Here is a 25,637-nt window from a genome sequence, read left to right on the forward strand (position 1 = left end):
AGCAGAGCTTGACCGGTCGGCATCAGAGGGCAACCTGCGGGTTGAAGGCGTCCTTGGCGAAATGGTGTCCCAGGGTTGCGGCCTCCGGCGCAAAGCGGGGACGGACACCGGTTGCGCGAAAATCTCCGATGACCTTGCCCTCGGCTGTCACCTCACGGCGGACGAAATGATAGATTTCCTGAAGCTGCACGACATTGCCTTCCATGCCTGTCAGTTCCGATATGGAGGTGACACGCCGGCCGCCGTCCGAAAGACGCTGCGTCTGAACGATGATGTCGATGGCGGAGGCAATCTGTGCGCGGATTGAATCATGCGTCATCGGCATCCCGGCCATGCCGACCATCTGTTCCAGCCGCGAGATCGCGTCGCGCGGCGTGTTGGCGTGGATGGTCGTCATCGAGCCTTCATGGCCGGTGTTCATCGCCTGCAGCATGTCGAAAGCTTCTTCGCCGCGAACTTCGCCGACGATGATGCGATCCGGCCGCATGCGAAGCGCGTTCTTCAGCAATTCACGCTGGCGCACCTCGCCCCGACCCTCGACATTGGGTGGGCGCGTCTCAAGCCGGCCGACATGCGGCTGCTGCAATTGCAGCTCGGCCGCATCCTCGATGGTGATCAGCCGCTCCTTCGAGGGGATGTAGCTCGACAGCGCATTGAGCAAGGTCGTCTTGCCGCTGCCGGTGCCGCCGGAAACCAGGATCGATTTGCGCGCCTGGACTGCGATCCGCAGTAATTCGATCATGGGCGGCCGGATCGAGTTGAATGCCATCAGGCGTTCGAGCGAATAGGGATTTTTCGAGAATTTACGGATCGACACCAGCGGGCCGTCCACCGAGATCGGGCGCACCGCAATATTGACGCGAGAGCCGTCCTCCAGCCGCGCATCCACCATGGGCGACGATTCATCGACACGCCTGCCAATGGCCGAAACGATCTTGTTGATGACGCGCAACAGATGCGCCTCGTCACGGAAACGGATTGCGGTCTCTTCGATCATGCCACGCCGCTCTATGAAAACGCGCTTGTGGGTGTTGATCATGATGTCGGTAATCGAATCGTCCTTGAGCAATGGCTCGATCGGCCCAAGTCCCAGCATCTCGTCGGCGGTGTCGCTGGTCAGTTGATCCAGCTCGCGTGCGTTCAACGGCACGTTCCGATTTCGAACGAACTCGCGCACGATCGGACGGATCTCATTCAGGATCTCATCCTTGGAAGCACTTTCAAGCGCGGTCAGGTTGAACCGGTCGATCAAGTGGCGATGCAGTTCGACCTTGATCGTCAGAAAATCATTGCCATGCGATTCAATATCAGCGGCTGGTGAAGGAGCAGAAGCAACGGGCAGAACAGTCAGCGACTCCGCCTTTGGCGCTGGCTGCTGCTCGCTAGGCCCCTTGATGAATCGCCCCAGCATAATCGCTTATACTCCCCTTAATCCCTCATTAGCGGAAACTAACTGTTAACCACGGCAGGCACAAGCGCCCAAGTGGCCGCCGTACCCTCAATACTTTATACATAGTTAAGATCATGAGGCTGTAATAACGCACTTATTTGATATGGCTGCCGGTTCGTGGCCACAGGCTCGATTTCGCTTTCCGCACTCATCCGATTTTTCGGGACGAACCGCCCGATGTCTCCAGCTAACCCCTTAGATATAAAGGAATATGCATTATCGCTAATGCTTCCTCAATCTTGCCACATCCGCGGCGAAATTGTGAACGAATGGTTAAGGCGCTTGAAAAATGAAAGGAATCAAGCTGTTGATAACATTCGGAGCTGTGATCTTCTTGCCGAATCATGTACATGAAAGTTAAGGAACCCTTAATCTCGTTTGACTCCGCGTTTTCTCGGGACCTAGGATCGAGATGACGGGGGATGCTTGGGTATGGATTTCATCTCTTGCTCTGTCTCGTCGGGTTCCAACCTCCAAAGGGAGAAATTGACATGAAGAAGCTCATGACGATGACCCGGCAGTTCCGCGACGATGAAAACGGCGCTGCCATGGTCGAATATTCCATCCTCATCGGCATCATTGCCGTTGCATCGATCCTTACCGTCATCGCCATCGGCGGCTGGGTGAACGGCCGGTTCACCAACCTTTGCAGTAGCCTGCAGGCCGCTAGTGTCGTCACTGGCAAAGGTGGATGCGCTGCGACTACCGGCGTCGGCAGCTGATTAGCTGATGGGGTTCAGGCCCGTGCTCTGTCTCGTCGGGTTCGAGCCTCCAAAGGGAGAAATTGACATGAACAAGCTCATGACGATGACCCGGCTGTTCCGTGACGATGAAAACGGCGCTGCCATGGTCGAATATTCCATCCTTATCGGCATCATCGCCGTTGCATCGATCCTTACTGTGATCGCCATCGGCGGCTGGGTGAGCGGCCGGTTCACCAACCTTTGCGATAGCCTGCAGGCCGCTAGCGTCGTCACTGGTAAAGGTGGATGCGCTGCGGCTACCGGCATCGGCAGCTGATTAGCTAACGGAGTTCAGGCCCGGATCAGATCCGGGCCTGAAAATCACTCAGGTCACTCGGCCGTTGTGCTGCCTTTTTTGGGGTTTGGGCTTATGCGCGCCAACACACTTATCATGATCGTGCTCGCCGGCGTGTTCGGCGTTCTGGCCGTGGTTCTGGTCAATATCTGGCTGGCCGGCCAGCGAAGCGCCATGGCGCAAACAGGCCTCGTCCAAGGCAGCACGGTCGTGGTTGCGGCAATGCCGCTGAAGTTCGGTGACGCTCTGAGCACGGATAACCTGCGGGAAGTCGCATGGCCGGCGGGTGCGGTTCCAGCCGGGGCATTCAGATCAGCAAAAGAGCTGTTAGCTGGCGACGGTGCCAAGCAGGCATTGCAAGCGATCGGCGTCAATGAGCCGATTCTTGCTACCAAGATCACCGGCCCCGGCCAGCGCGCCACGCTTTCGGCGGTGCTCGGCGAAGGCATGAAGGCCGTATCCATCCGGGTCAACGACGTGCTCGGCGTCGCCGGCTTCGTTTTCCCGGGCGACCGGGTCGATATTCTACTCACCCGCACGGCGCGCGGCGATGATGGCACGGATAAGAGTTTCGTCGACGTGCTGCTGCAGAGCATGAAGGTGCTCGCCATCGACCAGGTGGCCGACGAAAGCAAGGACAGCCCGACGGTGGTGAAGTCCGTGACGCTGGAAGCCAGCACCAGGGACGCGCAGAAGCTGACACTGGCGGCAGGGGCCGGGCAATTGTCGCTGGCGTTGCGCCAGGCCGCAGCCAGCAAGGGCGAGACCACGGAACGGGTGACGCTTTCCGATCTGACCGGCGAGACGCCGGCCGATGTCGCCGCCAGGCAAGCGGAGCTCGACAAGAAGGCAGCGGCGGAAGCGGAGGCTGCAGCCGAGCGCAAGCGCGCCGAGGACAAGATTGCCGGGTTGACCCAGGCCGTGGAAAAAGTGGGAAGCCGTCTCGACGAACTGGGCCGGGCTAAACCGATTCCTGTCGCGGCACCGGAGACGAAGGAAGTCGTCAAGGAAGTGGTCAAATACGTGCAGCCTGAACCTCCGGCACGAGCGACGATCGGCGTATTCCGGGGCGTGAAGCTCGAGACATATGACGTGCCGCGACAACCATGATAAGGTGCGGCTAATAAAACGGTGCTGCCACCGGCAGTAAATTGGGGAGACGGGGATGCGGGGTTCTTGGTTAGGGATAGCGGCGGCCGCGTTGTCGTGTCTGGCGGCGCTGTTGCTGTCGAGCCTGGCGGCCGATGCGGCCGACCGTTTCATCGATGTTTCGACCCCCAGCGTCCATCGTATCTTCCTGCCAATGTCGCAATCGGTAACGATCCAGGTGAGTGCCAATCTGGGTGACATCGTTGTCGGCGACGAGAAGATCGCCGATGCGCAGCCGATGACCGACCGCACGCTTTATGTCATCGGCAAGGGCGCCGGCACCACCACGGTCAATCTGTTCTCGACGGACAAGCGCTCGCTCGGCGCCCTCCAGATCGAGGTCGGCGTCGATGTCAGCGACATGGCGCAGGCGATCCGACAGGTGGCGCCAAAGTCGCGCATCGAAGTCGGCTCGGTCAACGGCAGGGTCAGGCTTGGCGGTCATGTCAAGGACGGCGCCACGCTGGCGGCGATCATGGCGGTTGCGCAGCAATATGGACCCGACGCCGTCATCAATTCCGTCATCGTCGACGACAGTCAGCAGGTCAATCTGGAAGTGCGCGTACTGGAAGCCAAGCGCAACACCGGCCGCGATCTCGGCGTGTCGATCAAGAGCAGGAACGGCGATGGCACGACCCGTACCGGTACCGGTGTTGCTGCCGTCGACGAGGACGGTGTCGTGCTCGGACCGGGCGGTCTGCTCAGCGGCCTCCTGTCCAACTCGGCTCCCTTCGGAGCGCTGATCACGCGCGTCATCGACAGCAACATCAAGGTCGATCTGATCATCGAGGCGCTCGAGTCCAAAGGCGCGGTGCGCACGCTCGCAAACCCCAACCTCACCACGCTTTCCGGCGAGCAGGCCAGCTTCAACGCCGGCGGTGAAGTGCCGATCCGCACTCTCGACAAAAACGGCGAGATAAGCATCACGTACAAGCAATTCGGCGTCAATCTGCTGTTCACACCGGTCGTACTCGACGACGGCAAGATCCACATGAACCTGGCGCCGGAGGTAAGCGACCTGACCGGCTTCACCACCGCCGGCGACCCGATCTTCACCAACCGCAAACTGTCGACCGTCGTGGAGTTGCGCGACGGCCAGAGCTTCGCGGTCGGCGGGCTTCTGTCCAGCAAGACCACCAAGCTCCAGGACCAGGTGCCTTGGCTCGGCCAGGTGCCTGTGATCGGGACGCTGTTTCGCAGTTCGAGCAACCAGAAGGAAGAGACCGAGCTGGTGGTGATCGTCACGCCGCACATCGTGCGGCCGGTGAAACCCGGCGAGCAACTGGCGACGCCGTTCGACAAGACACGGCCTGCCAACGATCCCGAATTCTTCGTGCTCGGCCAGCTTGAGGTGACCAAGGATATGGTCCGCAAATATGAACATGGCGAAGGCGTCACCGGCCCCTATGGCCACATGCTCGACTTCAAATCGAAGGACAAGATGCTCTATGTCAAGAAATAGCGCCTTGATCCTCATCCTGTGTGCCGGCGCGCTGTCGGGCTGCGCCGCGGACTATCTGAACCACTACGATTCGGTGACCCTGGCCGCCGGCGACACGCAGAAGTTCAATTCGCTGCTGCAGACGGTCGACCCGCTCAACCCGAACTCAAGGAATACCAAGATCGAGGGTGACGGCGCGCGCGCCGCTGCCGTTGCCCAGGGCTACAAATATCCACCGCCGCCGCCGCCACCACCGGCGATCACGGTCAATGTCGGCGGGTCAGGTGTGACGCCGTGAACTGAACCGAAGGATGCGGAGGGCGCCGGGCATGCGAGGGCCCCTGGCGCAGGAAAGCAGAGAGTAAGGTCATGTTGGGGACCATTCGAGCCTTCTGGAACGATCAACGCGGCGTAGCGATGATCCTCGTGGCTATCATGCTGCCCGTGCTTATCGGCTTCGCCCTGCTGGCCATCGATATGAGCCGAGCCAACGGACTTCACAACGATCTGCAGAAGGGTGTCGATGCGCTAGCGCTTGCGACGGCTGCGGAACTGGACGGCAGAGCGGATTCGATCACGCGAGCCAATTTGGCGAAGACAACCCTGCTCACCAACAAAACCAAGTTTTCGACATCTGACGGTCCTACCTCTCACGACCACACGCTCGCCGTGGCTGATGTGACCGTCACATATTTGACCGGGATACCTGCCGACGACAGCATCGCTTTGAGCGCCGCCGGTGTCGACGCCAATGGTGTCAACTGGGCAAGCACCGACCCCAAAGCGGTGACATTCTCCCTGGTGACGGTGAATGCTTCCGGCTTGACGGATGGTGCCGGCGCTTTTGCGACAATCTTTCCGGCAAGCTTTATCGGCGGCAGCAACACCATGGACATAAAGCCACAAGCGGTGGCCGGATTTGTCCAGTCGATCTGCGAAACCGTGCCAATTTTCATGTGCAATCCGTTCGAGACCAACGACCCGTTGACCAGCAAGACGATCCAGCAGGCGTTCGCTTCGGGCGACACCTATAGCCGAGAATTCCGTGTCCTAAAGGTCGACAGCAACCCCGGTCCCGGCAACTTTGGCCTGCTGGAAAACGGTCTGACCTCGATACAGGAGGGGATGGCCAAGGGGACCGCCGGCACCTGCTACAGCCGCACTTCGCTGACCACGAAAACAGGTGTCACCTTGGGTCAGGTCAATACTGGCCTCAATGTCCGCTTCGATCTTTATCAGGGCAATCTGAAAAACAACACAGACCTTGGCTACCGCCCGGCGAGCAATGTCCGCAAGGGGGCCAGCAAGAACAGCAATTGCAACAAGTTTGATGTCGCGACGGATGGTTCCGCGTTGCCTCTCCCGGACGGCACCGGCTATGACTCCGCTAAGGGCATGACGCTGCCGATCGCCTCGAATTCGTTCTGGACTGCCTACTGGGCCGCTAACCACAAGAACGCATCCTATCCGAACCTCCCGGCGAAGACTGATCCGCTCAAGCGTAACGTCCCCGCATCCAGGTATGATGTCTACAATTATGAAATCGCGGCCGGGATCGTAGGGGACAAATCGAAAGGGCCTTCAAACGAAGTGGGAACGCCTTCGTGCTATAAGGGAGACCTGACCAAGGCGGATCCGAGCCGCCGGTTGATGAACATGGCCATCATCGACTGCAATGCGAACCAGGCGAAGCTGAACGGGCACACCGCGGTCAAGCCGGATGGCTATGCGAGCGTCTTTCTGAACAACCCCATCCAGAAGGTGAATCCCAACGACGAGGACAATCCGGACGGTACAGGCGCCGAGAAGGCGATCAGCCTTGAGATCGTCGATGTCGATGGCGGATTTGCAAATAACACTCTTGTAGACAAAGCATTCCGCAACGAAGCCCAGTTGTATCGGTAGCGCTGACATGACCAGGCTCCGCAGAATCATTGGACGGTTCCAAGGCGACGAAAGTGGCGCCGCTTTGGTGGAAGCCGCGATCACGATACCACTCGTCTTGCTGTTGTCGGCCGGTGTGTTCGAGTTCTCCAACATCCTGAACACGCGCCTGCTTCTCGAAGCCGGCGTTGAGGATGCGGGTCGCTACATGGCACGATGCAGCAGCGATTGGGCGACTTGCAAGGGCCGAGCCCAGAACCTTGCTGCCAATGGGGCGGTCGCTAACGGCAGCGCCAGAGTGACCGGATGGCTGCCGGCGACAGTTGACATCACCAAGGCGGTCTCACTGGACGCGGTTGATGTGGCCACGGGCACGCAGCTTTATCTTAGCAGCACGACCACTGTTGATGTCGTGGACGTCACTACCTCCTATTCTTATTCAGGCTTCGGATTCCTGTCATATCTTGGGTTTAGTCCACTGACCCTCAGCGTGTCCCATCAGGAGCGAGTCATTGGATGGTGACGGAGCGCATCAAGTTTTGGGCGAACCAGTCCGGAGCGACAATGGTCGAAATGGCCATAGTGATGCCGCTGCTGTTAACGCTTCTGCTTGGCTTCGTCGATTTCGGCTACGCTTTTTATCAATGGAACGCCGGGAATAAAGCGGTGCAAGCCGGCGCACGACTGGCGCAGATTTCTACCCCTGTCGCCAGCGGGCTTCTAGCCGAGACGATAACGCAGAGCGATTTAACCAAAGTTGGCACTGCGGTACCCGCAAACACTTACAACTATATCTGCACCGCCAATACCGCGGGAAGCGTAACTTGCCTTTGCGGCACAGGCGCTACATGCCAGAACCTCAATGTAAGCCAGGATGCCTTTAATTTCATTTTCAGCGGCAACAGCAGCCGGGCCGGAATGCAGACATTCCTGCCGATGCTGGCCAAGTCCGAAGTCAGTATTCAATACCAGGCCTCCGGCCTCGGCTACTGGACGCGGCCCGGCGGGCCAGTGCCGACCATCACGGTCAGCATCACCAATCATCCCTTCCAGTTCTTCTTCCTGGGCGGACTGCTCGGATTCGGAAACATCACCATGCCCTCCATGCTGAGCACGGTCACGGGCGAAGATTTGAAGAGTACCTGGCCATGAACGCCATCAACACCAAGGTCACGCCGACCAAGCGCAAGCAGGTGGCGCTGTTTTCGTCGGATCCGAATTTCAAGCGCGATGTGGCGACGCGGCTCGATGCGCTGGCGATCTATGATGTCAGGGTTTCCGAGACGAGCGACTTCCTCAAGGGGCCGCCGGCCGACACGCGCCCGGGCATCGTCATCCTCGATCTCGGCAATGGCGAGTTGCTCGGCAGGCCCGGCATCGTCGAGGCGCGCGCGCTGTGGGCCAGCGTGCCGCTGATCGCGGTTTCCGACGAGCTGAGCTCGGAGCAGACGCGCGTGCTGGTGCGCATGAACGCCTCGGACTGGCTGCACAAGCCGCTCGACGGCAAGGAACTGCTCAATGCGGTGACCTTCCACGACACCGGCAACCAGGGAACCAAGAGCCGGATCATCACCTTCATCAGCGCCAGCGGCGGCGCCGGCGCCACGACGCTGGCGCTGTCGGCGGCCGAATTCCTGGCGTCGAAATCGGGCGAGCGCGCGGCGTCCACCTGTCTCGTCGACCTGGATTTCCAGAGCGCCAATTGCGGCGCCTATCTCAATCTGTTCAACCAGTTCGACCTTGCCGGCATCATCGGCCAGCCGGAGCGGCTCGATGTCGAGCTGATGGACGTCATCAAGCTGTCGCGCCCGTCCGGCCTCACCCTCTACGCATTCGAGCGGCCGCAACTGCCGTTCGAGCCGCATGGCAGCGATTTCGTCTTCCGGCTGCTCGACCTCGTCGCCTACCGCTTCGACGACATCGTCATCGACCTGCCCAATCTCGAAACGCCCTGGCACAATTCCGTGCTGTCGACGAGCGACGAGATCTTCATCGTGTTCGAACTCAATGTCGCTTCGCTGCGGCAAGGCAAGCGGCTCTACAAAAAGATCCGCGAGCTGCGCGGCAATGCGGTCAGCATCACGCTGGTCGCCAACAAGCACAAGCGCAAATGGTTCGGGAACCATTTTTCGCGCAGCGAGCTCGAAAAGATCTTCAAGGCGCCGCACATCAAGTCGGTCGCGCTCGACAACGCGCTTCTGACCGATGCGCTGAACCGGGCCATCCCGCCTTCCGAAGTGGATGGGCGGGCGCGCTTCAACAAGGATCTGAAGCGGATGTTCAAAGAGCGGCTCGATGACGCTGCCCGATAGATACCGGATCGCCCCAAAGCTCGCCGGCGCCTGCGTGCTCGGCCTGGCGCTGGCGCTGTCCGTCCACGGCTTCGCCGAGGCGCGATCAGCACTTTCGGAGCGGCCGCCGCTGCCGGCGATGGGACCCAGCCTGCGCAAGGCCGTTGCCTTTAGAACCGCCGAGCAGCCGGGAACGATCATCATCCGCAAGGACGAGAAGGCGCTTTACCTGGTGACCCGCCAGGGCCAGGCGCTGCGCTACCAGATCAGCGTCGGGCGCGACGGGTTCGGCTGGACCGGAATCGTCAAGGTCGGGGCGAAGACCGAATGGCCGGAGTGGCGCCCGCCGCAGGAAATGCGCGCCCGCCAGCCGGAGCTGCCGAAAATGGTGCCCGCCGGCCCCTACAACCCGCTCGGCGCAAGGGCGCTCTACCTGTCGCGGGACGGGCGCGACACGCTCTACCGCATACACGGCACCAACGACCCGTCGGGTGTCGGCTTCGACGGGACATCGGGCTGTTTTCGCCTCACCAACACGGATGTGATCGATCTTTTCAAACGCGTCGCGGTCGGCGCAAAGGTGGTGGTCCAATGACGATGATCAGCGAACCGGACATGCCGGCGATCGATATCGGAAACCAGGAACAGCGCGAACCGGCTGCCGCCGGGAAACCCAGCAAGGCAAAGACGATCGCCGTCATCGTCGCCGGTGGCGCGCTTCTGATCACCGCAGTCAACATGGCGGCCGCGGTCTATCTCTATCGGGGCATGAGCGACCTGCGTTTCGTCGAGGCGCGGCTGGAGCAACTCGGCGCGTTCGAGCAGCGGATCGCAGCCCGGCTCGACACGGTCAACAACGGTTTTCAGAGCCGGTTCGAGAAACTGGACAGCCAGTTGCAAGGCAGCTTCAACGAGATCGATGCCAGCATTGCCCGGCTTGGGCAGACTATGCCGGTCGCCGGCGGCGAGGCCATGCCGGGTGCGGAAGAACCCTCCGAGATCGCTACCAGCACGCTGGCGCAAGCGCCCGAAGCCCTCGGCGGCGAGAGCGCGAGCGAACCCGGCGTCATCGAAGCGCCCGCACCCAGGAGGAGAATCGCATCGGCGTCGCCCCCTGCTCCCAGCTCCAACTACCAGCGCATCCAGCAGCCCGACGGCAAGGTCTATTACCGCCGGATCAACTAGACCCGGCAGAGCCCGGATCGTGCAAGGTGTAAGTGGCGAATGATCTAGAGATCGCGCTGCAGCGCCAGGATGCGGATGGCCCGGACGGACCGCTCCCGCACCTCGGTGAGGAAGGCGATGTGGCAGTAGGCACAGGCCACGAAGCCCAAAAGCAGCACCAGGCTGTTCTTCAAGGTGAAATCGACGGCCAGCGAATACGGAAGACCCTTGGGCGACGTAAATTCGGCAATCGTGCTCGCCGTTTCCGAATGGCTGCCGACCGCGATCATCAGCCCGGCGAAAATCAGGGCGATATGGTTGGCGAGGAAGAAGAAAGCCGACCGCTTGGCGTGGCACGCCATCCAGCAGACGATCGATGCGGCGGCAAGGATAGCGGCTTCGAAAGCCATGGAACCGCCCAGCCAGACATCCACCTGCTGCCAAAGCACCGTCGACAGAGGGCGCAGTTCAAGCCATAGCCACCATGCGGTGGGGCTGGCTGGATAGATGCCCAGCAACAAGGTCGCCATGCGCTCCCCTGCCAGGACCGCCAGAATGAGAAACGGAAAGGCGAAAAGCAGAAGCGGCTGGCGTTTCATGTTCCCTCGACAATCTGCAAGCCAGGATAGACCGCATAGATTGCTCAAGGCTTAACAGCCCTACTTCCGGCCCTCTCCCGATTGCGAGCGTTCGAGGACGGCGAAGAAGATCACGGTGAGCAGAAGGACGATCAGCAGCAGCACGAACGCGGCTGCCGCGCCTTCGTTGAGCGAAAGGCCGAGAAAGGCACGGCGATAGGCAAAGAAGCTCAGCACTTCGGTCGCGTTGCCCGGCCCGCCCTTGGTCAGGACATAGGGCAGATCGTAGGTCCGGAATTCGTTGATCAGCTGGATGATGATGGTGATCGCCGCGACCGGCCGAAGCATCGGCAGCGTGATGTAGAGGAATTGCTGCCAGCCGCGCGCGCCGTCCACTTCAGCAGCCTCATAGGGATCGCGCGGCAAAGCGGCGAGCCCCGCGGCGAGGATCAGCACGACGAAGGACATTTGCTGCCAGATGTCGATCGCCGCCATCGTCCAGAGTGCCATGCCTGGCGTGCCTAGCCAGTCGAGGCGCGGCAGGCCTGATATCTCCATGAGATGATTGGCGATGCCGAGATTGGGCTGGAGCAGCATGCGCCAGATCAGGGCGACGCTGATTGGCGACATCGCCATGGGAATGGTCAGAACCGCGAAATAGACCGGCTTCATCCGGACCGTCCGGTTGAGCATCAGGGCGATGCCGAGCCCGATCACGAATTCACCGACCACGGTCACCGCCGAATAGCGCACGGTGAGCCAGAGCGCGTTCCAGAACAGCTCATCGCCGATCATCGAGGCGAAATTCTTTAACCCGACAAGCGGCAGGAGCTGCGGCTTGATCAAGGTCATCGAGGAGATCGAGAGGATGCAGGCATAGGCCAGGGGAAAGCCCATCACGATCGCCAGCAGCAGCAGGCCGGGCAAGGCAAAGGCCCAGCCGGTCCGCCACTCGCGGCCACGGGCAGCCCATCCTTTTTTGATCGCATTGTGCATCGTGGCCGAGCCTTGGTGGGGGTGGCGTTGCTGATCTCGTCAAGATCCGGGGTCTGGAAGATCCGGCGCGGCTGACACCGCCGCGCCGGATCTCCTTGCCGAGCCGGACCGCTATTTGTCGAGGAGCCCCTGCAGGCCGTCGGAAGCTGCCTTCAGCGCCGCGTCCGATGTCGCCTGGCCGCCAGCCGCCAGCGAAAGCTGGGTACCGAGCAGATCCTCGTATTGCGCCGAATAGGTGAAGATCGGGAACGACTTGCCGGTCGCCACCACATCCTGAGCGGTCTTGTAGAAGGGATATTTCGCCAGCACCGCCGCATCGGCATAGACATCGCTGCGCACGGGCGCGTGGCCCTCGAGCGCGCGCTTCACCGAAACATCCTTGCTCTGCACCCACTGGATGAAGGTCCAGGCGGCTTCCTGCTCTTCCGGCGACGTGTTCTTGGGAATGCCCCAGCCCCAACCGCCGCTCTCGCCATGGCCGCCCGGCATCACCGACAGGCCGACCTTGCCGGCGACCGTCGGACACTTCACGGCATCGTCCATCTGCGGCAGCATCCACCAATAGGTGACCATGCTGAAGGCGGAACCGCTGCACATCAGGCGCATGGTGTCGTCGAGCGTCGCCGACACGGCACCCTGCTGGGCGCCGTGCTGGATATTGTCGACATAGAGATCGAGCGCCTTCTTGGCCTCTGCCGTGTCGAGGCTCGCCTTGCCGTCGGCATTGAGGTAGCTGCCGCCGGCGGAGAACAGGTAGTTGGAGAATTCCATGCTGTTGGGATCGCCGCGCTGGCCCTGCATCGCGGCTCCGGCGACGCCGGCATTGGCCTTCATGAATTTGGAAATCGCCACATAATCTTCGAGCGTCGTCGGCAAAGCGAGCTCCTTGCCGGTTGCCGTCTTGTAGGCGGCCTTGAGCTTCTCATCGCCGATCAGGTCCTTCCGGTAGAGGAGGCCCATCGAGTAGTTGTACATGGGCACCAGGAACAGCTGGTCCTTGGTTCGGCCGAGCAGGTCAAGCGTCGAGGGAATGAAGGGGCTCAGATCGTATTTGGATTTCTCGACGAAGGGTTTCAGGTCGGCCAGCCAGCCGGCCGCCGGAAATTCGCCGGCCCACAGGAAGTCGACCTCGAGCACATTGTAATAGCTCTGCGGCGCGGTCAGCTGCGACACCAGCTTGTCGTGCATGTCAGGATAGCCGATCTTCTCGAACTCGACCTTGATGCCGGTCTGCTTCTCGAATTCGGGCAACAGCGCTTCAATGATCTTGGTTTCCGGCACGTCCTCCATCAAGGCGTGCAAGGTGATGGGCTCAGCCGCCCTGGCCGGAAGCGATGCGCCGACAACAGCTGCCCCGCTCACGGCCGTCATCAGCATTTTGATCAAGGTCTGCTTGTTCCAAGTCATAACTCTCTACTCCTCTTTCCCTCTGGACGCGGCGGTGATCCCGCCACGATTTCATAACCGGCTAGCGAGCCATGTCGGCTCTCGGAGCGGCCGGCCTATTTCACGCTGCCGAACGTCAAGCCCTGGACGATGAAACGCTGGATGAAGCGGGAAGCCACGACCAGCGGCAGGATGGCAAGGACGACGCCGGCAGAAACCTTGGCGATCTGGACGCCGTTCGAGGTCTGCAACGCCGCAAGCGCAACCGGTATGGTTGCCGTCTTCGGCCCGCTCAAAACCAGGGCAAACAAAAACTCATTCCACGCCAGGATAAAGCCAAGCACGCCGGCGGCCGCGATACCGGGCATCGACACCGGCAGGACAATACGCCAGAAGGCGCCCCAGGCGGTCGCGCCGTCGGTCATCGCCGCCCATTCCAGATCCACTGGAATGCCCTCGAAGAAGCCCATCAGTATCCAGGTCAGGAAAGGCAGGTTGAGCGCGGCATAGACGATGATCAGCCCCGTCAGCGAATTGCTGAGCTCCAGGCTTCGGAACAGCGTGAAGGTCGGCAGCACCAGCGCCACGGGCGGCAACATCTGCGTCGCCAGAACGGCAAAACGCGCCCAACGACCGCCCGTGCGGAAGCGGGCGAAGGCATAGCCGGTGGTGGCGGCAAAAGGCAATGCGAGCAGAACCGAGCCGAGCGCGACGATCAGGCTGTTGAGGTAGGACTGACCGAAGCGGCTCGACAGCAGCGCCGAATAATTGTCCGTCGTAAAGGCCGGCATCAGCTCGTTGCTGTAGGACAACTGCTCGGGGACGAAGCTTGTCCGCAGCACCCAGAGCGGCGGCAGCAGCACGATGGCGCAGACGACAATCAGCCCGAAATGCAAGCCGAAGCGGCGACGAAAGGCCGGCCGTTCGTTTCTGTCCATGCTGGTCATCGCGTGGCCCCCATGAGGCTCGGCCGCGCGATGACCAGTTCGGTTTCGGGATCAAAGAGGTGCATCGGCAGCGGGTCGATGTAGAGTTCGACCATCGAGCCGACGGGCGCCGTGAAATAACGGCTGAGGCGGGCGGCGATCTCCAACGGCTTGTCGCCCCCCGCGGGGTGAGCATCATCCCTGCCGGTGGCGTGACCGGCAATCTGGCCGATCAGGACGTTCTCGGCGCCGAGAGCCTCGACGGCCACAACCCGTACGGCAATCTTCTGCCAGTCCGGCTTGTCGGGGCTTTCGTGGAAATCCTCGGCCCGCACGCCCAGAATGACGCGGCGCCCGGCACGCTCGCCATAAGCGTTGCGGTGGCGGGCGGGGACGGCAAGCACGGCACCGCTGTCGGTCAGGACGGAGAGCCCTTCGCCAGGTGCGGCCTGAAGCGTGGCCGGAATGAGGTTCATCGGCGGCGTCGCCAGGAAGCGTGCGACGAAGGTGTTGACCGGGTCGGCATAGACTTCAAGCGGCCGGCCGGCCTGGATCAGGCGACCATCGCGCATGATGCATATGCGATCGCCCATGGTCATCGCCTCGACCTGGTCGTGGGTGACATGGACGATGGTGCGGCCGAGGCGCCGGTGCAGCTTCACGAGTTCGAGCCGCATCTCGGCACGCAGTTGCGCATCGAGATTGGACAGCGGTTCGTCAAGCAGGAAGGCCGCCGGTTCGCGAACGATCGCCCGGCCGAGCGCGACACGCTGCCGCTGGCCACCCGAAAGCGCTGCCGGCTTGCGGCCGAGAAGATTCTGCAGACCGAGCAGGTTAGCGGCGTCTGCAATCTTGGCATCGATGACCGCCGCGTCGGTGCCGCGCATCTTCAGCCCGAAGGCCATATTCTGCCGCACCGACATGTGCGGATAGAGCGCGTAGCTCTGGAACACCACGGCGACGTTTCGGTCGCGCGGCGCGACATTGGCGACGCTCTTGCCACCGATGCGAAGATCGCCGGAGGAGATACTCTCCAGGCCGGCAATCATCCGCAGCGTCGTCGACTTGCCGCATCCCGACGGACCGAGAAAGATCACGAATTCACCATCGGGAATGGTGAGATCGACCTCATGCACCCCGTAATTGCCATTGCCGTAGAGCTTGGAAACGCGATCGAGCTCGATAGACGCCATAGACTTTCCTCATGAACCGGTCTGACCCGGCTGACGCCGAAGGCCGAAGTCGAGCGAACGGTCATCTTAGAGAACAAAATATAACATTAAAAGCCTAACTTCTGATCATATGTGTTCACTTTTTTGGATAGGCGCGTGCCCGCATCAGTATCCGGCTACAGCCGCCGAAAGCCGTCAGGTCATGTAGACGCCGCCGGTCACGTTGACGCCCTGGCCGGTCATGAAGCGGGCTTGATCCGAGCAGAGGAACACGACGACGTCGGCGACATCCTCCGGCAGCTCGAGCCGGCCGAGCGGCGTCTGCGCAATATAGTCGGCGACCACCCGTTCGGGCGTGACTTGCCGCAGATGCGCCTCCCATTCGACTTCGCGCGACTGCATGCCGGTCTTGACGAACCCCGGACAGACGGCATTGACGCGTATCCCCTTGGGCGCGAGCTCGCGGGCAAAGGCCTGCGTCCAGCCGAGCACGGCGAACTTGGATGCCGAATAATGCGCCAGGAGCGGCGCACCGACCTTCGCGGCAAGCGAGGCGGTGTTGACGATGCAGCCCGTGCCCTGCTTGACAAAATGCCGTCCAGCGATCTGATTTGCCAGGAATACACCGCGGGCATTGACCGAAAAGTTGAAGTCCCACTCTTCGTCGGTCAGATCGAGCGCGTGCTGCATGGTGGACACGCCGGCATTGGCGATCAGGATGTCGCAGCCGCCAAGCGCTTCCAGTACGGTGTAGAAGGCCGCCTCGACGGAATCGCGGCGGCGGACATCGACCGTGACGGCGGCGGCACCGCCACCAATTTCCTCAGCCGCCTGACGTGCCGCGTTGGGATCCAGATCGCCGATCGCCACGGCGACGCCCTGCCGCGTCAGGGCGGTCGCGATCGCCCGGCCGATCCCCGCGCCACCGCCCGTCACGAAGGCTCGCTTGCCCGCGAGTTCGGCAAGCACGGGAGGCGTGACGGAGACAGCTGGCATGGTCGTATTCTCTCTGCTTGATGGCGAAACGCATTTTGTTGATATCGAGATGCATACCAATAAAATCGAACACTGCAAACATATTTTTGTTTGAAAATGTTCGATCATGCGATAGTGTGAAGATCAGCAGACCGCTTCGTCGGCGGCTTACCCACCGGATACATCGATGGCAGACGACACCACCCTTCCTGAGACATCGCCGCATGGCGCACCGCGCGACGCCGATCGTCAGCGCCTTCTCGCGCACGACCGGCAGGCACGCATCCTGGCTTTGCTGCGCCGGACGGGGTCGCTCACCGTCGCCGCGGCAGCGGCCGAACTTGCCGTTTCCGACATGACGATCCGCCGCGACCTCGTCGAACTGGAACGCGAGGGTAGGCTGGTCCGAATCCATGGCGGCGCGATCGAGGCCGACAACCCGCCGCTGGTCGCCATGGACAGCGAAGAGCCGAGTTTCGATTCGCGCTTGCGCCAGCGCCGCGACCCGAAGGCCGCGATTGCCACGGCCGCGGCCGCGCTGGTTTCGGGATACCGCACGATCGCATTGGATGTCGGCACCACCACCTATCTGATGGCCGAGCACCTCAGGGACCTTCCGCACGCCAAGGTGTTCACCAACAGCCTCAGGATCGCGGCGGCGCTGAATGGCGGTGTGCCCGAAGTCTATGTTGCCGGCGGCCGCGTACGGGCCGACGAGATGTCGACCGGCGGGCCTGCGGCCATCGCCCAGTTCGAGGCGCTGTGGTTCGATGTCGCCGTGATCGGCGTCTCCGGTATCACAGCGGACGGCCTCTTCGATTATTCCTTCGATGATACCGATATGAAGCGCGCCTATCTGAGGCGGTCAGGCACCAAGATCGTCCTGTGCGATTCCGCCAAATTCCTGCGCATGTCGCTGGTGCGGATAGCGCCACTGTCGGACATCGACATCCTCATCACCGATGCCGAGCCGCCGGCCAAGATCGCCGCGGCGCTCGCCGCGGCCAAGGTCGACCTGCGCATCGCGCCGCCACTGACGCGCGACTGAGGCGCGCCATTTTCACTTTATCCCCAAGGAGAAGACTCGATGGTATTTGAATTTTTCGGCGACAAGAAGAAGGCTGTCATCTCGATGGCACATATCGGTGCCCTGCCGGGAACGCCCCTCTATGATGCCGATGGCGGCCTCGACAAGCTGATCGATGGCGTACTCTCCGACATCCGCAAGCTGCAGAACGGCGGCGTCGATGCCATCATGTTCGGCAACGAGAACGACCGCCCCTATGTCTTCAAGGCGCCGCCCGAGGGCATTGCCGCCATGACTGCCATCGTCCAGGCGGTGAAGCCCGAGCTGAAAGTGCCGTTTGGCGTCAACTATCTCTGGGATCCGACTGCCAGCGTCGCGATCGGAGCTGCCACCGGAGCCCGTTTCGTGCGCGAGATCTTCACCGGCCTGTTCGCTTCCGATATGGGCTTGTGGGAGCCCGATTGCGCCGCCGCCTCGCGCCTGCGGCACAACCTTGGTCGCGACGACATGAAGCTTCTCTTCAACATCAATGCCGAGTTCGCACACTCGCTCGACCAGCGCCCGATTGAATTGCGTGCCAAGAGCGCGGTGTTCTCGTCGATGGCAGACGCGATCCTCGTCTCCGGTCCGATCACCGGCCAGCCGGCCGACCAGTCCCACCTGCGCAGCGTCTGCGAGACGATCAAGGACGTGCCGGTCTTCGCCAACACCGGCGTGAACATCGACAATGTCCGCGACGTCCTTTCGCTGGCAAGCGGCGTCGTGATCGGGACCCATTTCAAGATCGGTGGCAATACCTGGAACGCCGTCGACGGCGATCGGGTCAAGCGCTTCATGGATGTTGTCGCCACTTTGCGCTGAGGACGGCTTCCACGGCGATGCCGGCCATCGCGCCGGCTCGCGGTGATCATATCGATCGTTGCAGGCCGGCGTCCGGAATGATCGACTGGTATCGAGCAGTGAGACACAACGAGGCAGACAGGTTTCGCCCGCCTGCCCTTCCCAGCATTTCAATGGATTCGACATGGCGTTCGTTCTCGGTCTCGATATCGGCACCACCTCGACGATCGGCATCCTGATCCGGCTTCCCGATCAGGTGCTGGGCCTCGCCTCGCGCCCCGTCACGCTGCATTCCGAGCATGCGGGCTGGGCCGAGGAAGATCCCGCGCAATGGTGGACCAATGTCCGCGGCATCGTGCAGGAGTTGCTCAGGACCAGCGGCATCAAGGCCGAGGAAATCGTGGCGGTCGGCACCACCGGCATGCTGCCGGCGGTCGTTCTTCTGAACGAGAAGGGCGAAGTGCTGCGGCCGAGCATCCAGCAGAGCGACGGCCGCTGTGGCGCCGAAGTGGCCGAACTGCGGACCGAATGCGATGAGACGGCTTTCATCGCCAAGGCCGGCAACGGCATCAACCAACAGCTCGTCACCGCAAAGCTGCGCTGGATTGAGCGTCACGAGCCGGAGGTGTTCAGCCGCATCGCCACCGTTTTCGGCTCCTACGATTATATCAACTGGCGCCTCACCGGCGAACGTGCGGTCGAGCAGAACTGGGCGCTGGAGGCCGGCTTCGTCGACGTTTCGACGCACCGGATCGACGACGATCTGGTGGCGCTCGCGCACATACCGCGCTCGGCCGTGCCACGAAAGATCGCCTCGCATGAGATCCTCGGTTCCGTCTCGGCGAAGGCCGCCGATGAGACCGGCCTGATGGCGGGGACACCGGTCGTCGGCGGTGCAGCCGACATGATCGCCTCCGCGCTTGGCGCCGGCGTCGCCAAGCCGGGCGATGTCCTCCTGAAATTCGGCGGCTCGGTCGATATCCTGATCGCTACCGATCAGATCAAGCCCGATCCGCGCATGTATCTCGATTATCATCTGGTGCCGGGCCTGTTCATGCCCAATGGCTGCATGTCGACAGGCGGCTCCGCCCTCAACTGGTTCGTACGCAATTTCGCCGGCGGCGAGATGGCCGCGGCACAGGCCGAGGGTATTTCCGTACACCAGCGGCTCGATGCACTGGCGGCAGAGCGTCCCGCCGGTGCCGAGGGCCTCATCATCCTGCCCTATTTCCTTGGCGAGAAGACGCCGATCCATGATCCAGCGGCCCGCGGCGTGATCGACGGCCTGACGCTTTCGCACGATACCGGCCATGTCTGGCGCGCTTTGCTCGAGGCCTATGCCTTTGCCATCGCGCATCATGTCGAGGTGCTCAACGACATGGGCCATCGGACCGAGCGCTATCTCGCCTCCGACGGCGGCTCAAGCAGCAAGGTCTGGATGCAGATTGTCGCGGATGTCTTGCAAAAGCCGGTCCAACGCCTGACCGGGCACCCCGGCTCTTGCATCGGCGCTGCCTGGACGGCGGCGATCGGCACCGGCCTGACCGACGACTGGTCGGGCGTTTCCGGTTTCGTCAGCTTCGCCGACCGGCTCGATCCCGACCCGCGCAAGGCCGACATCTACCGCGACGGTTATCGCCGCTATCGCGATCTCTATACACGCCTATCGGCTCCTGGCGCGACCAAAGCGGGATCGCCATCGTGATGTATCGCGCCGTCGCCTGGGACATCGACGGAACGCTGATCGACAGCGAGCCGTTGCATCATCAATCTCTCCTCGCCGGCTGCCGCAACTGGAACGTCGATCTTGACGACCTGCCCGACCAAGCCTTTCGCGGCATCCATATGGGCGACGTCTGGACAATGCTGCGTCCGCGCCTCCCAGTCGGGCTTGACCAGGCGGAGTGGCTCGCCGCCATCAATGCCCACTACGTCGCCAACCGGGCGGACGCCATCCCGATCCCCGAGGCGGTCGAGACGATCCGGACCCTGGCTGACCGCGGCGTCCCGCAGGTCTGCGTGTCAAATTCCGGCCGGCAAGTCGTCAATGCCAATCTCGATGCGCTCGGCGTGCTCGACCATATGAGCCTCACAATCAGCCTCGACGACGTTCCGGTCGGCAAACCCGACCCAACGCCCTATCGCGAGGCCTGCCGGCAGCTCGCCATAGCTCCGGGATCCGTCGTCGCTGTGGAAGACAGCCGCACCGGCACCAAGGCCGCACGGGCCGCCGGTCTGTTCGTGGTTGGCTATCTCCCCAGCGGCGGCCCGCTCAGCGACATCGATCTCAGTGCCAACCGTCTGTCGTCGATCCTGGACCTGTTTCCCGGCTGAGGGTTTGCGCGTCGCCGCGTCCGGGTGCGCGCTTGGGCAAGCCGGAGGATCGGGCGTCCGCCGGCTGGTCCCAAGCGAATGCCTTGGCAGGAACTGACGAACGTTGGACCGGGTTCCGCTCGTTCCGCATTCGCCTTGCGTCTCGCCGAGCGAGCGGTCCATGCCGCTCAGTCTGCGCAAGTGACGGGATATTTGTTGTCAAAAGCTGCATATCCCGTTTCTCCATGATGCCTCTCAACCATTTGTTTTCCAGCATTTTTTTAATCCGGCATGATTGGCTCGCGCCGACCAATGCCAGAATTCCTCTTGCGCCGAAGCTGAATTTTAGGCATTCAGGATCAAGTTTGTATCTTTAACATGCAAACTTAATCATCGGAGGATCTGAATGCGGCGTCTTGGTATCCATTCATTTGTCTGGACAAACGGCATGACCCAGGAGGGCCTGGAAATGGCGCTCGCCAAGTCGGCGGAGCATGGTTACCGGCTGATCGAGTTCGCTTATCTGCGGCCCGAGAAATTCGACCTCGACCGCCTGGCGAAGCAAGCCAAGGAACTGGACATCGAGATCGTGGTCACCATGGGCCTGTCGGCGGATGCGGACGTCTCGAGCGAGGACAAGTCCGTGGTCACCAAGGGAAAGGCGCTCTTGTCCGACGCAGTGAAGGCGGTCCGCGACATCGGCGGCATCCGATTGGGCGGCATTCTCTATTCGATGCACGGCAAGTATGACGGGCTGCCCACGCGAACCGGCTGGATGAACAGCGCCGACGCCATCGCCGCGACCGCCGAGGTGGCCAGGGATAGCGGCGTGCAGATCGTTCTGGAAGTGGTGAACCGCTTCGAGTCCAACCTCTTGAACACGACCGCGCAAGGCCTGAAGTTTATCAAGGACACCGGCCGCGACGACGTCTTCCTGCATCTCGACACGTTCCACATGAACATAGAAGAGGCGAGCCAGGCCGAAGCGATCCGTCTGGCTGGGGACAAGCTCGGTTATTTCCACTTCAACGAGAACTACCGCGGCTATCTCGGCACCGGTACGATCGATTTCGCGAGCATCTTTTCCGCGCTGGTGGACATTGGCTTCCACAATCGCGACGTCACCTTCGAGAGCTTCTCCAGCGCCATCGTCGATGAAGCCCTGTCGCGTGTGTGCGGCATCTGGCGCGACACCTGGACCGACAACAATCCGCTCGCCGCGCATGCCAAGGCTTTCATCGAAAGCCGTTGGGAAGAAGCCGTGCGCCGGGCCGAGATCAACAAGGCTGCCTGAAGACGAAAGGGCTGCGGGCCGACAAGCGCCCGCGCCATCTCATCCCGAGGAGGACGGGAAGATGACGCAGAACGAAGCTATCACCAACGAGAACGGCGCCACCGCGCCGCTTCTCCTCGGCGCCGAAAATGTCGCGAAGAGCTTTGCAGGCGTTCCCGCCCTGGTCGACGGGCGGATTCGGTTGCGCGCCGGGACGGTCAATGCCTTGTGCGGTGGCAACGGTGCCGGCAAGTCGACTTTCCTCGGCGTGTTGATGGGGATGCTGCGGCGCGACGCCGGATCCGTCACGGTGAGAGGCCGGGAGGTGAATTTCTCCTCCCCCGCCGAGGCGCTCGATGCGGGTATCGCCATCATCACCCAGGAGCTTAGCCCCTTCCTGGACATGACCGTCGCCGAGAACCTCTATCTCGGCCGGGAACAGCGGCGCGGCCGCTTCTTCGTCGACGACAAGTGCATGCTAAGCGACGCGGAGGCGATCCTGGCGCGGTTGAAATTCAACATCCCCGCTGGTGCGCGGCTGCGCGATCTTTCGATCGCGCAGGCCCAACTCGTCGAGATCACCAAGGCAATCAGCCGCCGCAGCGACATCCTGATCATGGACGAGCCTACCTCGGCCATTGGCGAGCGCGAGGCGCAGATGCTGTTCGACGCGATCCGCACTCTGACCGCGGAGGGCGTAGGCATCATTTATGTCTCGCACCGCCTGACCGAGATCTTCGAGATCGCCGACGATTATACGGTCTTCCGCGACGGCCGTTTCGTAGGCGGCGGATCGATTTCCGAAATCGACCGCAAGGGCCTGATCCGGTCGATCGTCGGCCGCGACCTGTTGGACCATCATCGCGAACCGAAGGATACCGGCCCGCAAAAACCCTTGCTCGAAGCCCGCGGCTTTGCATCGAAGGGAAAGTTCGCCGACATCGACATGACCGTTCATGCGGGAGAGATCGTCGGCATATACGGGCTTCTCGGCTCCGGTCGCAGCGAGTTCGTGAATGCGCTCTACGGAAACGAGCCGCGGGATTCCGGCCAGGTGCTGATCGAGGGCAAGCCTATCGATCTCAAGACGCCCGCCGATTCCATCGGCGCCGGCATTTCGCTGGTCACGGAGGACCGCAAGCAGACGGGCCTGTCACTGACCGCGTCGGTCGCCCACAACATCACCGTGGCCAACCTGCCGCATTATGCGCGCAAGGGCTTCATGAACGGATCGGCGGAAGCCAGGAGCGTGGTCGAGCACATCAAGCGCTTCTCCATCAAGACGGCGTCGCCGGACCTGCCCGTCCAATCCCTGAGCGGCGGCAACCAGCAGAAGGTTGTCCTTGCGCGCTGTGTCGATACCAACCCCAGGATCCTGATCTGCGACGAGCCGACACGCGGCGTCGACGAAGGCGCCAAGCGCGAGATCTATGCCTTCCTCGGCAATTTCGTGAAGGCGGGAAACGCCGTGCTGATGATCTCGTCCGAGGTGCCCGAAATCCTCGCCAATGCGGATCGCATCGTCGTTTTTCGCCGGGGCCGCATCGCAGGCGAGGTCGCCGGACCCGAGGCCACCCAGGAAACCCTCGTTCATCTGGCTTCCTAGCCAGACGATCCATTTCGTGGAGAAGAATCCAATGGTATCCGCCAGTCAAAGCATGAGCGGCATGAGCCTGGGAAAGTTCATCGCCCGTTATGGCATCGTCATCTCGTTTATCCTGCTGTTCGTCGTGTTGTCGCTGGCGTCGCCGAACTTCCTGTCCACCAACAATCTGCTGAACGTTCTGCGGCAGGTCTCCATGAACGGTGTGCTGGCTGTCGGCATGACCTTCGTGATCCTGACGGCCGGCATCGATCTCTCCATCGGTTCGCTTCTGGCCCTGGCCGGCGCCGTGGCGGCCAGCCTGGTCACCGGCGCGGATGCGTTCAATCCGCTCCTAGCAGTCGCGGCCGGCGTCGCCGTGGGCGCGCTTTGCGGCGCCGTCAATGGCGGGCTGATCGCCTACTTCAAGGTGCCGGCCTTCGTCGCCACGCTCGGAATGCTGAGCGTGGCGCGCGGCGCGACGCTGCTTTACAGCGGCGGCCGCCCGATTCCCAATCTCAGCCTCGAATTCCGCTGGCTCGGCCAGGGTCTCGTGCTCGGCATACCGGTACCGGTGATCATTTTCGCCGTCGTCTTCGCTGTCGCGGCGATCGTCCTGCGCTACTCCATTTACGGAAGACGGGTCTATGCGGTGGGCGGAAACCCGCGCAGTGCAAAGACGAGCGGCATCAACACCACCGGCATCATCTTTTCGGTTTACGTCATCATGGGCGCGCTGGCCGGTCTCGCGGGTGTCATGCTGACGGCCCGCACCACGTCCGCCCTGCCACAGGCGGGCATCGGCTACGAACTCGATGCCATCGCGGCGGTGGTCATCGGCGGAACAAGCCTCACCGGAGGTATCGGCCGCATCGGCTATACGCTGGTGGGCGTGCTGATCATCGGCATGATCAGCAACGGTCTCGATCTGATGGGGGTGTCCTCATACTACCAGCAGATCATCAAGGGTTCGATCATCGTCCTCGCGGTGCTGATCGACCGCTCCCGAGCCGGGAGAGAGTAACAGGCGCAAGCGGCGCGGCCGCACGCAACATGGAGGAAATGCACATGAAAACGACAAGACGCTTCCTGATGGGAGCAGCGGCCGGCCTTGCCCTTGCAGGCATGGTGTTCGGGGGGAGTTCGGCCGACGCCAAGACGTTGAAGATCGCGGCGATCGTCCAGAGCCTCAACACCGAGTACAATGTTCTGTGGGCCGATGCCGCCAAGGCGCACCCCGCGCTTGCGGACGGTACCGCCGCGCTGACAGTTCTCGACGGTCGCCAGGACGTGCTGACGCAGTCGAACCTGTTCGACACAGCCATCACCGAAAAATACGACGCGATCATCTTCATCCCGGTCGACATCGACGCCGGCAATGAACCGATCGAGCGCGCGAAGGCAGCCGGCATCCCGGTGTTCGGCTCCAACACGATGGTTTCCAACACCGCGCTCTACGACGCCTACATCAATTCCAACGATGTCGAGGCCGGCGAAATGCTGGCCAAGGCGGTGATCGACAAGGCCGGCCCGCAGGCCAAGGTCGTGATCCTGGAAGGGATGCTGGGCCAGTCGGCCCAGGTACAGCGGCTTGAAGGGATCCAGAAGGTGCTGAAGGAAAATCCCGGAGTGACCATCCTGGAGCAGAACACCGCCAACTGGTCACGCGCCGAGGCCATCACGCTGATGGAGAATTTCCTGACCTCGCATGGCGATGCGATCCAGGGCGTCCTGGCCGAAAACGACGAGATGGCCGTCGGCGCCATCGAGGGCATCCGCAACCACGGCCTGGATCCCAAGACGGTTCCGGTCGCCGGCGTGGACGGCATCAAGGACGCGCTTGAAGCCGTCAAGCGTGGCGAACAGTCGATGTCCATCCTCCAGGATGCCAACGGACAGGCGCAAGGGGCGATCGACCTCGCGCTGCACAAGATCGTCGGCGACAGCTACAAGCCGCGCGCGGCTGTCTGGGACGTAAACGGCGGCAAGCTCGCCTGGAACGACGGCAAGGACCAGCATTACTACGTGCCGTGGCTGGCGGTGACCTCCGAGAATGTCGACAAGGTGCTTGTCGGCAATTGACGCTCCAACAGGAGGATGCCGCTCGCTCGCGGCATTCTCCTTCGCGTCCGGCGCAACGGGAATTGCTTGC

Annotated in this window: 26 protein-coding genes; 19 read left to right on the forward strand and 7 right to left on the reverse strand. The window is 61.9% G+C overall.

Features of this window, described 5'->3' with window-relative positions:
- Positions 1 to 22 precede the first annotated feature (22 nt).
- Positions 23 to 1,411, reverse strand: a complete 1,389-nt coding sequence (locus AC0L2D_RS05755; RefSeq protein ID WP_275953949.1) for a CpaF family protein — start codon at positions 1,409 to 1,411, stop codon at positions 23 to 25.
- 530 nt (positions 1,412 to 1,941) lie between these two features.
- Between AC0L2D_RS05755 and AC0L2D_RS05760 the strand changes: the two genes are divergently transcribed.
- From AC0L2D_RS05760 to AC0L2D_RS05810, 11 genes are all read left to right on the forward strand, one after another.
- The gene (locus AC0L2D_RS05760) at positions 1,942 to 2,172 is read left to right on the forward strand and encodes a Flp family type IVb pilin (protein WP_275953950.1); all 231 of its coding nucleotides are present in this window, start codon (positions 1,942 to 1,944) and stop codon (positions 2,170 to 2,172) included.
- 67 nt (positions 2,173 to 2,239) lie between these two features.
- Complete coding sequence (locus AC0L2D_RS05765) at positions 2,240 to 2,470, forward strand: Flp family type IVb pilin (protein WP_275953951.1); 231 nt, start codon at positions 2,240 to 2,242, stop codon at positions 2,468 to 2,470.
- Positions 2,471 to 2,563: 93 nt separating this feature from the next.
- Positions 2,564 to 3,598 carry a Flp pilus assembly protein CpaB gene (gene cpaB, locus AC0L2D_RS05770; protein ID WP_346016449.1) on the forward strand — a complete coding sequence of 345 codons (1,035 nt, stop codon included), beginning with the start codon at positions 2,564 to 2,566 and terminating at the stop codon, positions 3,596 to 3,598.
- A gap of 55 nt (positions 3,599 to 3,653) precedes the next feature.
- On the forward strand, positions 3,654 to 5,099 hold the full coding sequence (locus tag AC0L2D_RS05775; RefSeq protein WP_275953953.1) for a type II and III secretion system protein family protein: 1,446 nt from the start codon (positions 3,654 to 3,656) through the stop codon (positions 5,097 to 5,099).
- Positions 5,086 to 5,376 (forward strand): hypothetical protein, encoded by a 291-nt coding sequence (locus AC0L2D_RS05780; RefSeq protein WP_275953954.1) that lies wholly within the window; start codon positions 5,086 to 5,088, stop codon positions 5,374 to 5,376. The genes AC0L2D_RS05775 and AC0L2D_RS05780 overlap by 14 nt, the downstream gene beginning before the upstream one ends.
- A gap of 71 nt (positions 5,377 to 5,447) precedes the next feature.
- On the forward strand, positions 5,448 to 6,983 hold the full coding sequence (locus AC0L2D_RS05785) for a pilus assembly protein TadG-related protein (protein WP_275953955.1): 1,536 nt from the start codon (positions 5,448 to 5,450) through the stop codon (positions 6,981 to 6,983).
- A 7-nt stretch (positions 6,984 to 6,990) separates the two neighbouring features.
- Positions 6,991 to 7,485 (forward strand): TadE/TadG family type IV pilus assembly protein, encoded by a 495-nt coding sequence (locus tag AC0L2D_RS05790; protein WP_275953956.1) that lies wholly within the window; start codon positions 6,991 to 6,993, stop codon positions 7,483 to 7,485.
- On the forward strand, positions 7,479 to 8,114 hold the full coding sequence (locus tag AC0L2D_RS05795; RefSeq protein WP_275953957.1) for a TadE/TadG family type IV pilus assembly protein: 636 nt from the start codon (positions 7,479 to 7,481) through the stop codon (positions 8,112 to 8,114). Before AC0L2D_RS05790 ends, AC0L2D_RS05795 begins: the two co-directional genes overlap by 7 nt.
- Positions 8,111 to 9,274: a CpaE/TadZ family protein gene (locus AC0L2D_RS05800; RefSeq protein ID WP_013530277.1), complete on the forward strand. Its 1,164-nt coding sequence runs from the start codon at positions 8,111 to 8,113 to the stop codon at positions 9,272 to 9,274. Before AC0L2D_RS05795 ends, AC0L2D_RS05800 begins: the two co-directional genes overlap by 4 nt.
- The gene (locus tag AC0L2D_RS05805; protein WP_275953958.1) at positions 9,258 to 9,848 is read left to right on the forward strand and encodes a L,D-transpeptidase; all 591 of its coding nucleotides are present in this window, start codon (positions 9,258 to 9,260) and stop codon (positions 9,846 to 9,848) included. The genes AC0L2D_RS05800 and AC0L2D_RS05805 overlap by 17 nt, the downstream gene beginning before the upstream one ends.
- Positions 9,845 to 10,438: a hypothetical protein gene (locus AC0L2D_RS05810; protein WP_473540565.1), complete on the forward strand. Its 594-nt coding sequence runs from the start codon at positions 9,845 to 9,847 to the stop codon at positions 10,436 to 10,438. The genes AC0L2D_RS05805 and AC0L2D_RS05810 overlap by 4 nt, the downstream gene beginning before the upstream one ends.
- Positions 10,439 to 10,482: 44 nt before the next feature.
- Here AC0L2D_RS05810 and AC0L2D_RS05815 read toward each other — a convergent pair whose 3' ends face one another.
- From AC0L2D_RS05815 to AC0L2D_RS05840, 6 genes are all read right to left on the reverse strand, one after another.
- A complete protein-coding gene (locus tag AC0L2D_RS05815) occupies positions 10,483 to 11,016 on the reverse strand; it encodes a hypothetical protein (RefSeq protein ID WP_473540566.1) in 534 nt (177 codons plus the stop codon).
- Between the two features lie 60 nt (positions 11,017 to 11,076).
- The gene (locus AC0L2D_RS05820; protein ID WP_473540567.1) at positions 11,077 to 11,991 is read right to left on the reverse strand and encodes a carbohydrate ABC transporter permease; all 915 of its coding nucleotides are present in this window, start codon (positions 11,989 to 11,991) and stop codon (positions 11,077 to 11,079) included.
- Between the two features lie 111 nt (positions 11,992 to 12,102).
- Positions 12,103 to 13,398: an ABC transporter substrate-binding protein gene (locus AC0L2D_RS05825; RefSeq protein WP_081714225.1), complete on the reverse strand. Its 1,296-nt coding sequence runs from the start codon at positions 13,396 to 13,398 to the stop codon at positions 12,103 to 12,105.
- 95 nt (positions 13,399 to 13,493) lie between these two features.
- The gene (locus tag AC0L2D_RS05830; RefSeq protein WP_013530271.1) at positions 13,494 to 14,324 is read right to left on the reverse strand and encodes a carbohydrate ABC transporter permease; all 831 of its coding nucleotides are present in this window, start codon (positions 14,322 to 14,324) and stop codon (positions 13,494 to 13,496) included.
- Positions 14,321 to 15,496, reverse strand: coding sequence for an ABC transporter ATP-binding protein (locus AC0L2D_RS05835; RefSeq protein WP_013530270.1), 1,176 nt, complete (start codon positions 15,494 to 15,496; stop codon positions 14,321 to 14,323). The genes AC0L2D_RS05830 and AC0L2D_RS05835 overlap by 4 nt, the downstream gene beginning before the upstream one ends.
- Before the next feature lie 174 nt (positions 15,497 to 15,670).
- Complete coding sequence (locus tag AC0L2D_RS05840) at positions 15,671 to 16,471, reverse strand: SDR family NAD(P)-dependent oxidoreductase (protein ID WP_473540568.1); 801 nt, start codon at positions 16,469 to 16,471, stop codon at positions 15,671 to 15,673.
- Positions 16,472 to 16,637: 166 nt separating this feature from the next.
- Between AC0L2D_RS05840 and AC0L2D_RS05845 the strand changes: the two genes are divergently transcribed.
- From AC0L2D_RS05845 to AC0L2D_RS05880, 8 genes are all read left to right on the forward strand, one after another.
- Positions 16,638 to 17,498, forward strand: a complete 861-nt coding sequence (locus AC0L2D_RS05845) for a DeoR/GlpR family DNA-binding transcription regulator (RefSeq protein ID WP_473540569.1) — start codon at positions 16,638 to 16,640, stop codon at positions 17,496 to 17,498.
- Between the two features lie 39 nt (positions 17,499 to 17,537).
- Positions 17,538 to 18,338, forward strand: a complete 801-nt coding sequence (locus AC0L2D_RS05850; RefSeq protein ID WP_013530267.1) for a BtpA/SgcQ family protein — start codon at positions 17,538 to 17,540, stop codon at positions 18,336 to 18,338.
- Positions 18,339 to 18,501: 163 nt separating this feature from the next.
- Positions 18,502 to 20,022: an FGGY-family carbohydrate kinase gene (locus tag AC0L2D_RS05855; RefSeq protein WP_064994610.1), complete on the forward strand. Its 1,521-nt coding sequence runs from the start codon at positions 18,502 to 18,504 to the stop codon at positions 20,020 to 20,022.
- Positions 20,022 to 20,651 (forward strand): HAD family hydrolase, encoded by a 630-nt coding sequence (locus AC0L2D_RS05860; RefSeq protein ID WP_473540570.1) that lies wholly within the window; start codon positions 20,022 to 20,024, stop codon positions 20,649 to 20,651. The genes AC0L2D_RS05855 and AC0L2D_RS05860 overlap by 1 nt, the downstream gene beginning before the upstream one ends.
- A gap of 385 nt (positions 20,652 to 21,036) precedes the next feature.
- Positions 21,037 to 21,924 (forward strand): sugar phosphate isomerase/epimerase family protein, encoded by an 888-nt coding sequence (locus AC0L2D_RS05865; protein ID WP_473540571.1) that lies wholly within the window; start codon positions 21,037 to 21,039, stop codon positions 21,922 to 21,924.
- 61 nt (positions 21,925 to 21,985) lie between these two features.
- Positions 21,986 to 23,509, forward strand: a complete 1,524-nt coding sequence (locus tag AC0L2D_RS05870; RefSeq protein ID WP_337122732.1) for a sugar ABC transporter ATP-binding protein — start codon at positions 21,986 to 21,988, stop codon at positions 23,507 to 23,509.
- 31 nt (positions 23,510 to 23,540) lie between these two features.
- Positions 23,541 to 24,509, forward strand: coding sequence for an ABC transporter permease (locus tag AC0L2D_RS05875; protein WP_032898845.1), 969 nt, complete (start codon positions 23,541 to 23,543; stop codon positions 24,507 to 24,509).
- 44 nt (positions 24,510 to 24,553) lie between these two features.
- Positions 24,554 to 25,567 carry a substrate-binding domain-containing protein gene (locus AC0L2D_RS05880; RefSeq protein WP_063170467.1) on the forward strand — a complete coding sequence of 338 codons (1,014 nt, stop codon included), beginning with the start codon at positions 24,554 to 24,556 and terminating at the stop codon, positions 25,565 to 25,567.
- Positions 25,568 to 25,637 lie beyond the last annotated feature (70 nt).

Source organism: Mesorhizobium sp. WSM4833 (assembly GCF_055811095.1).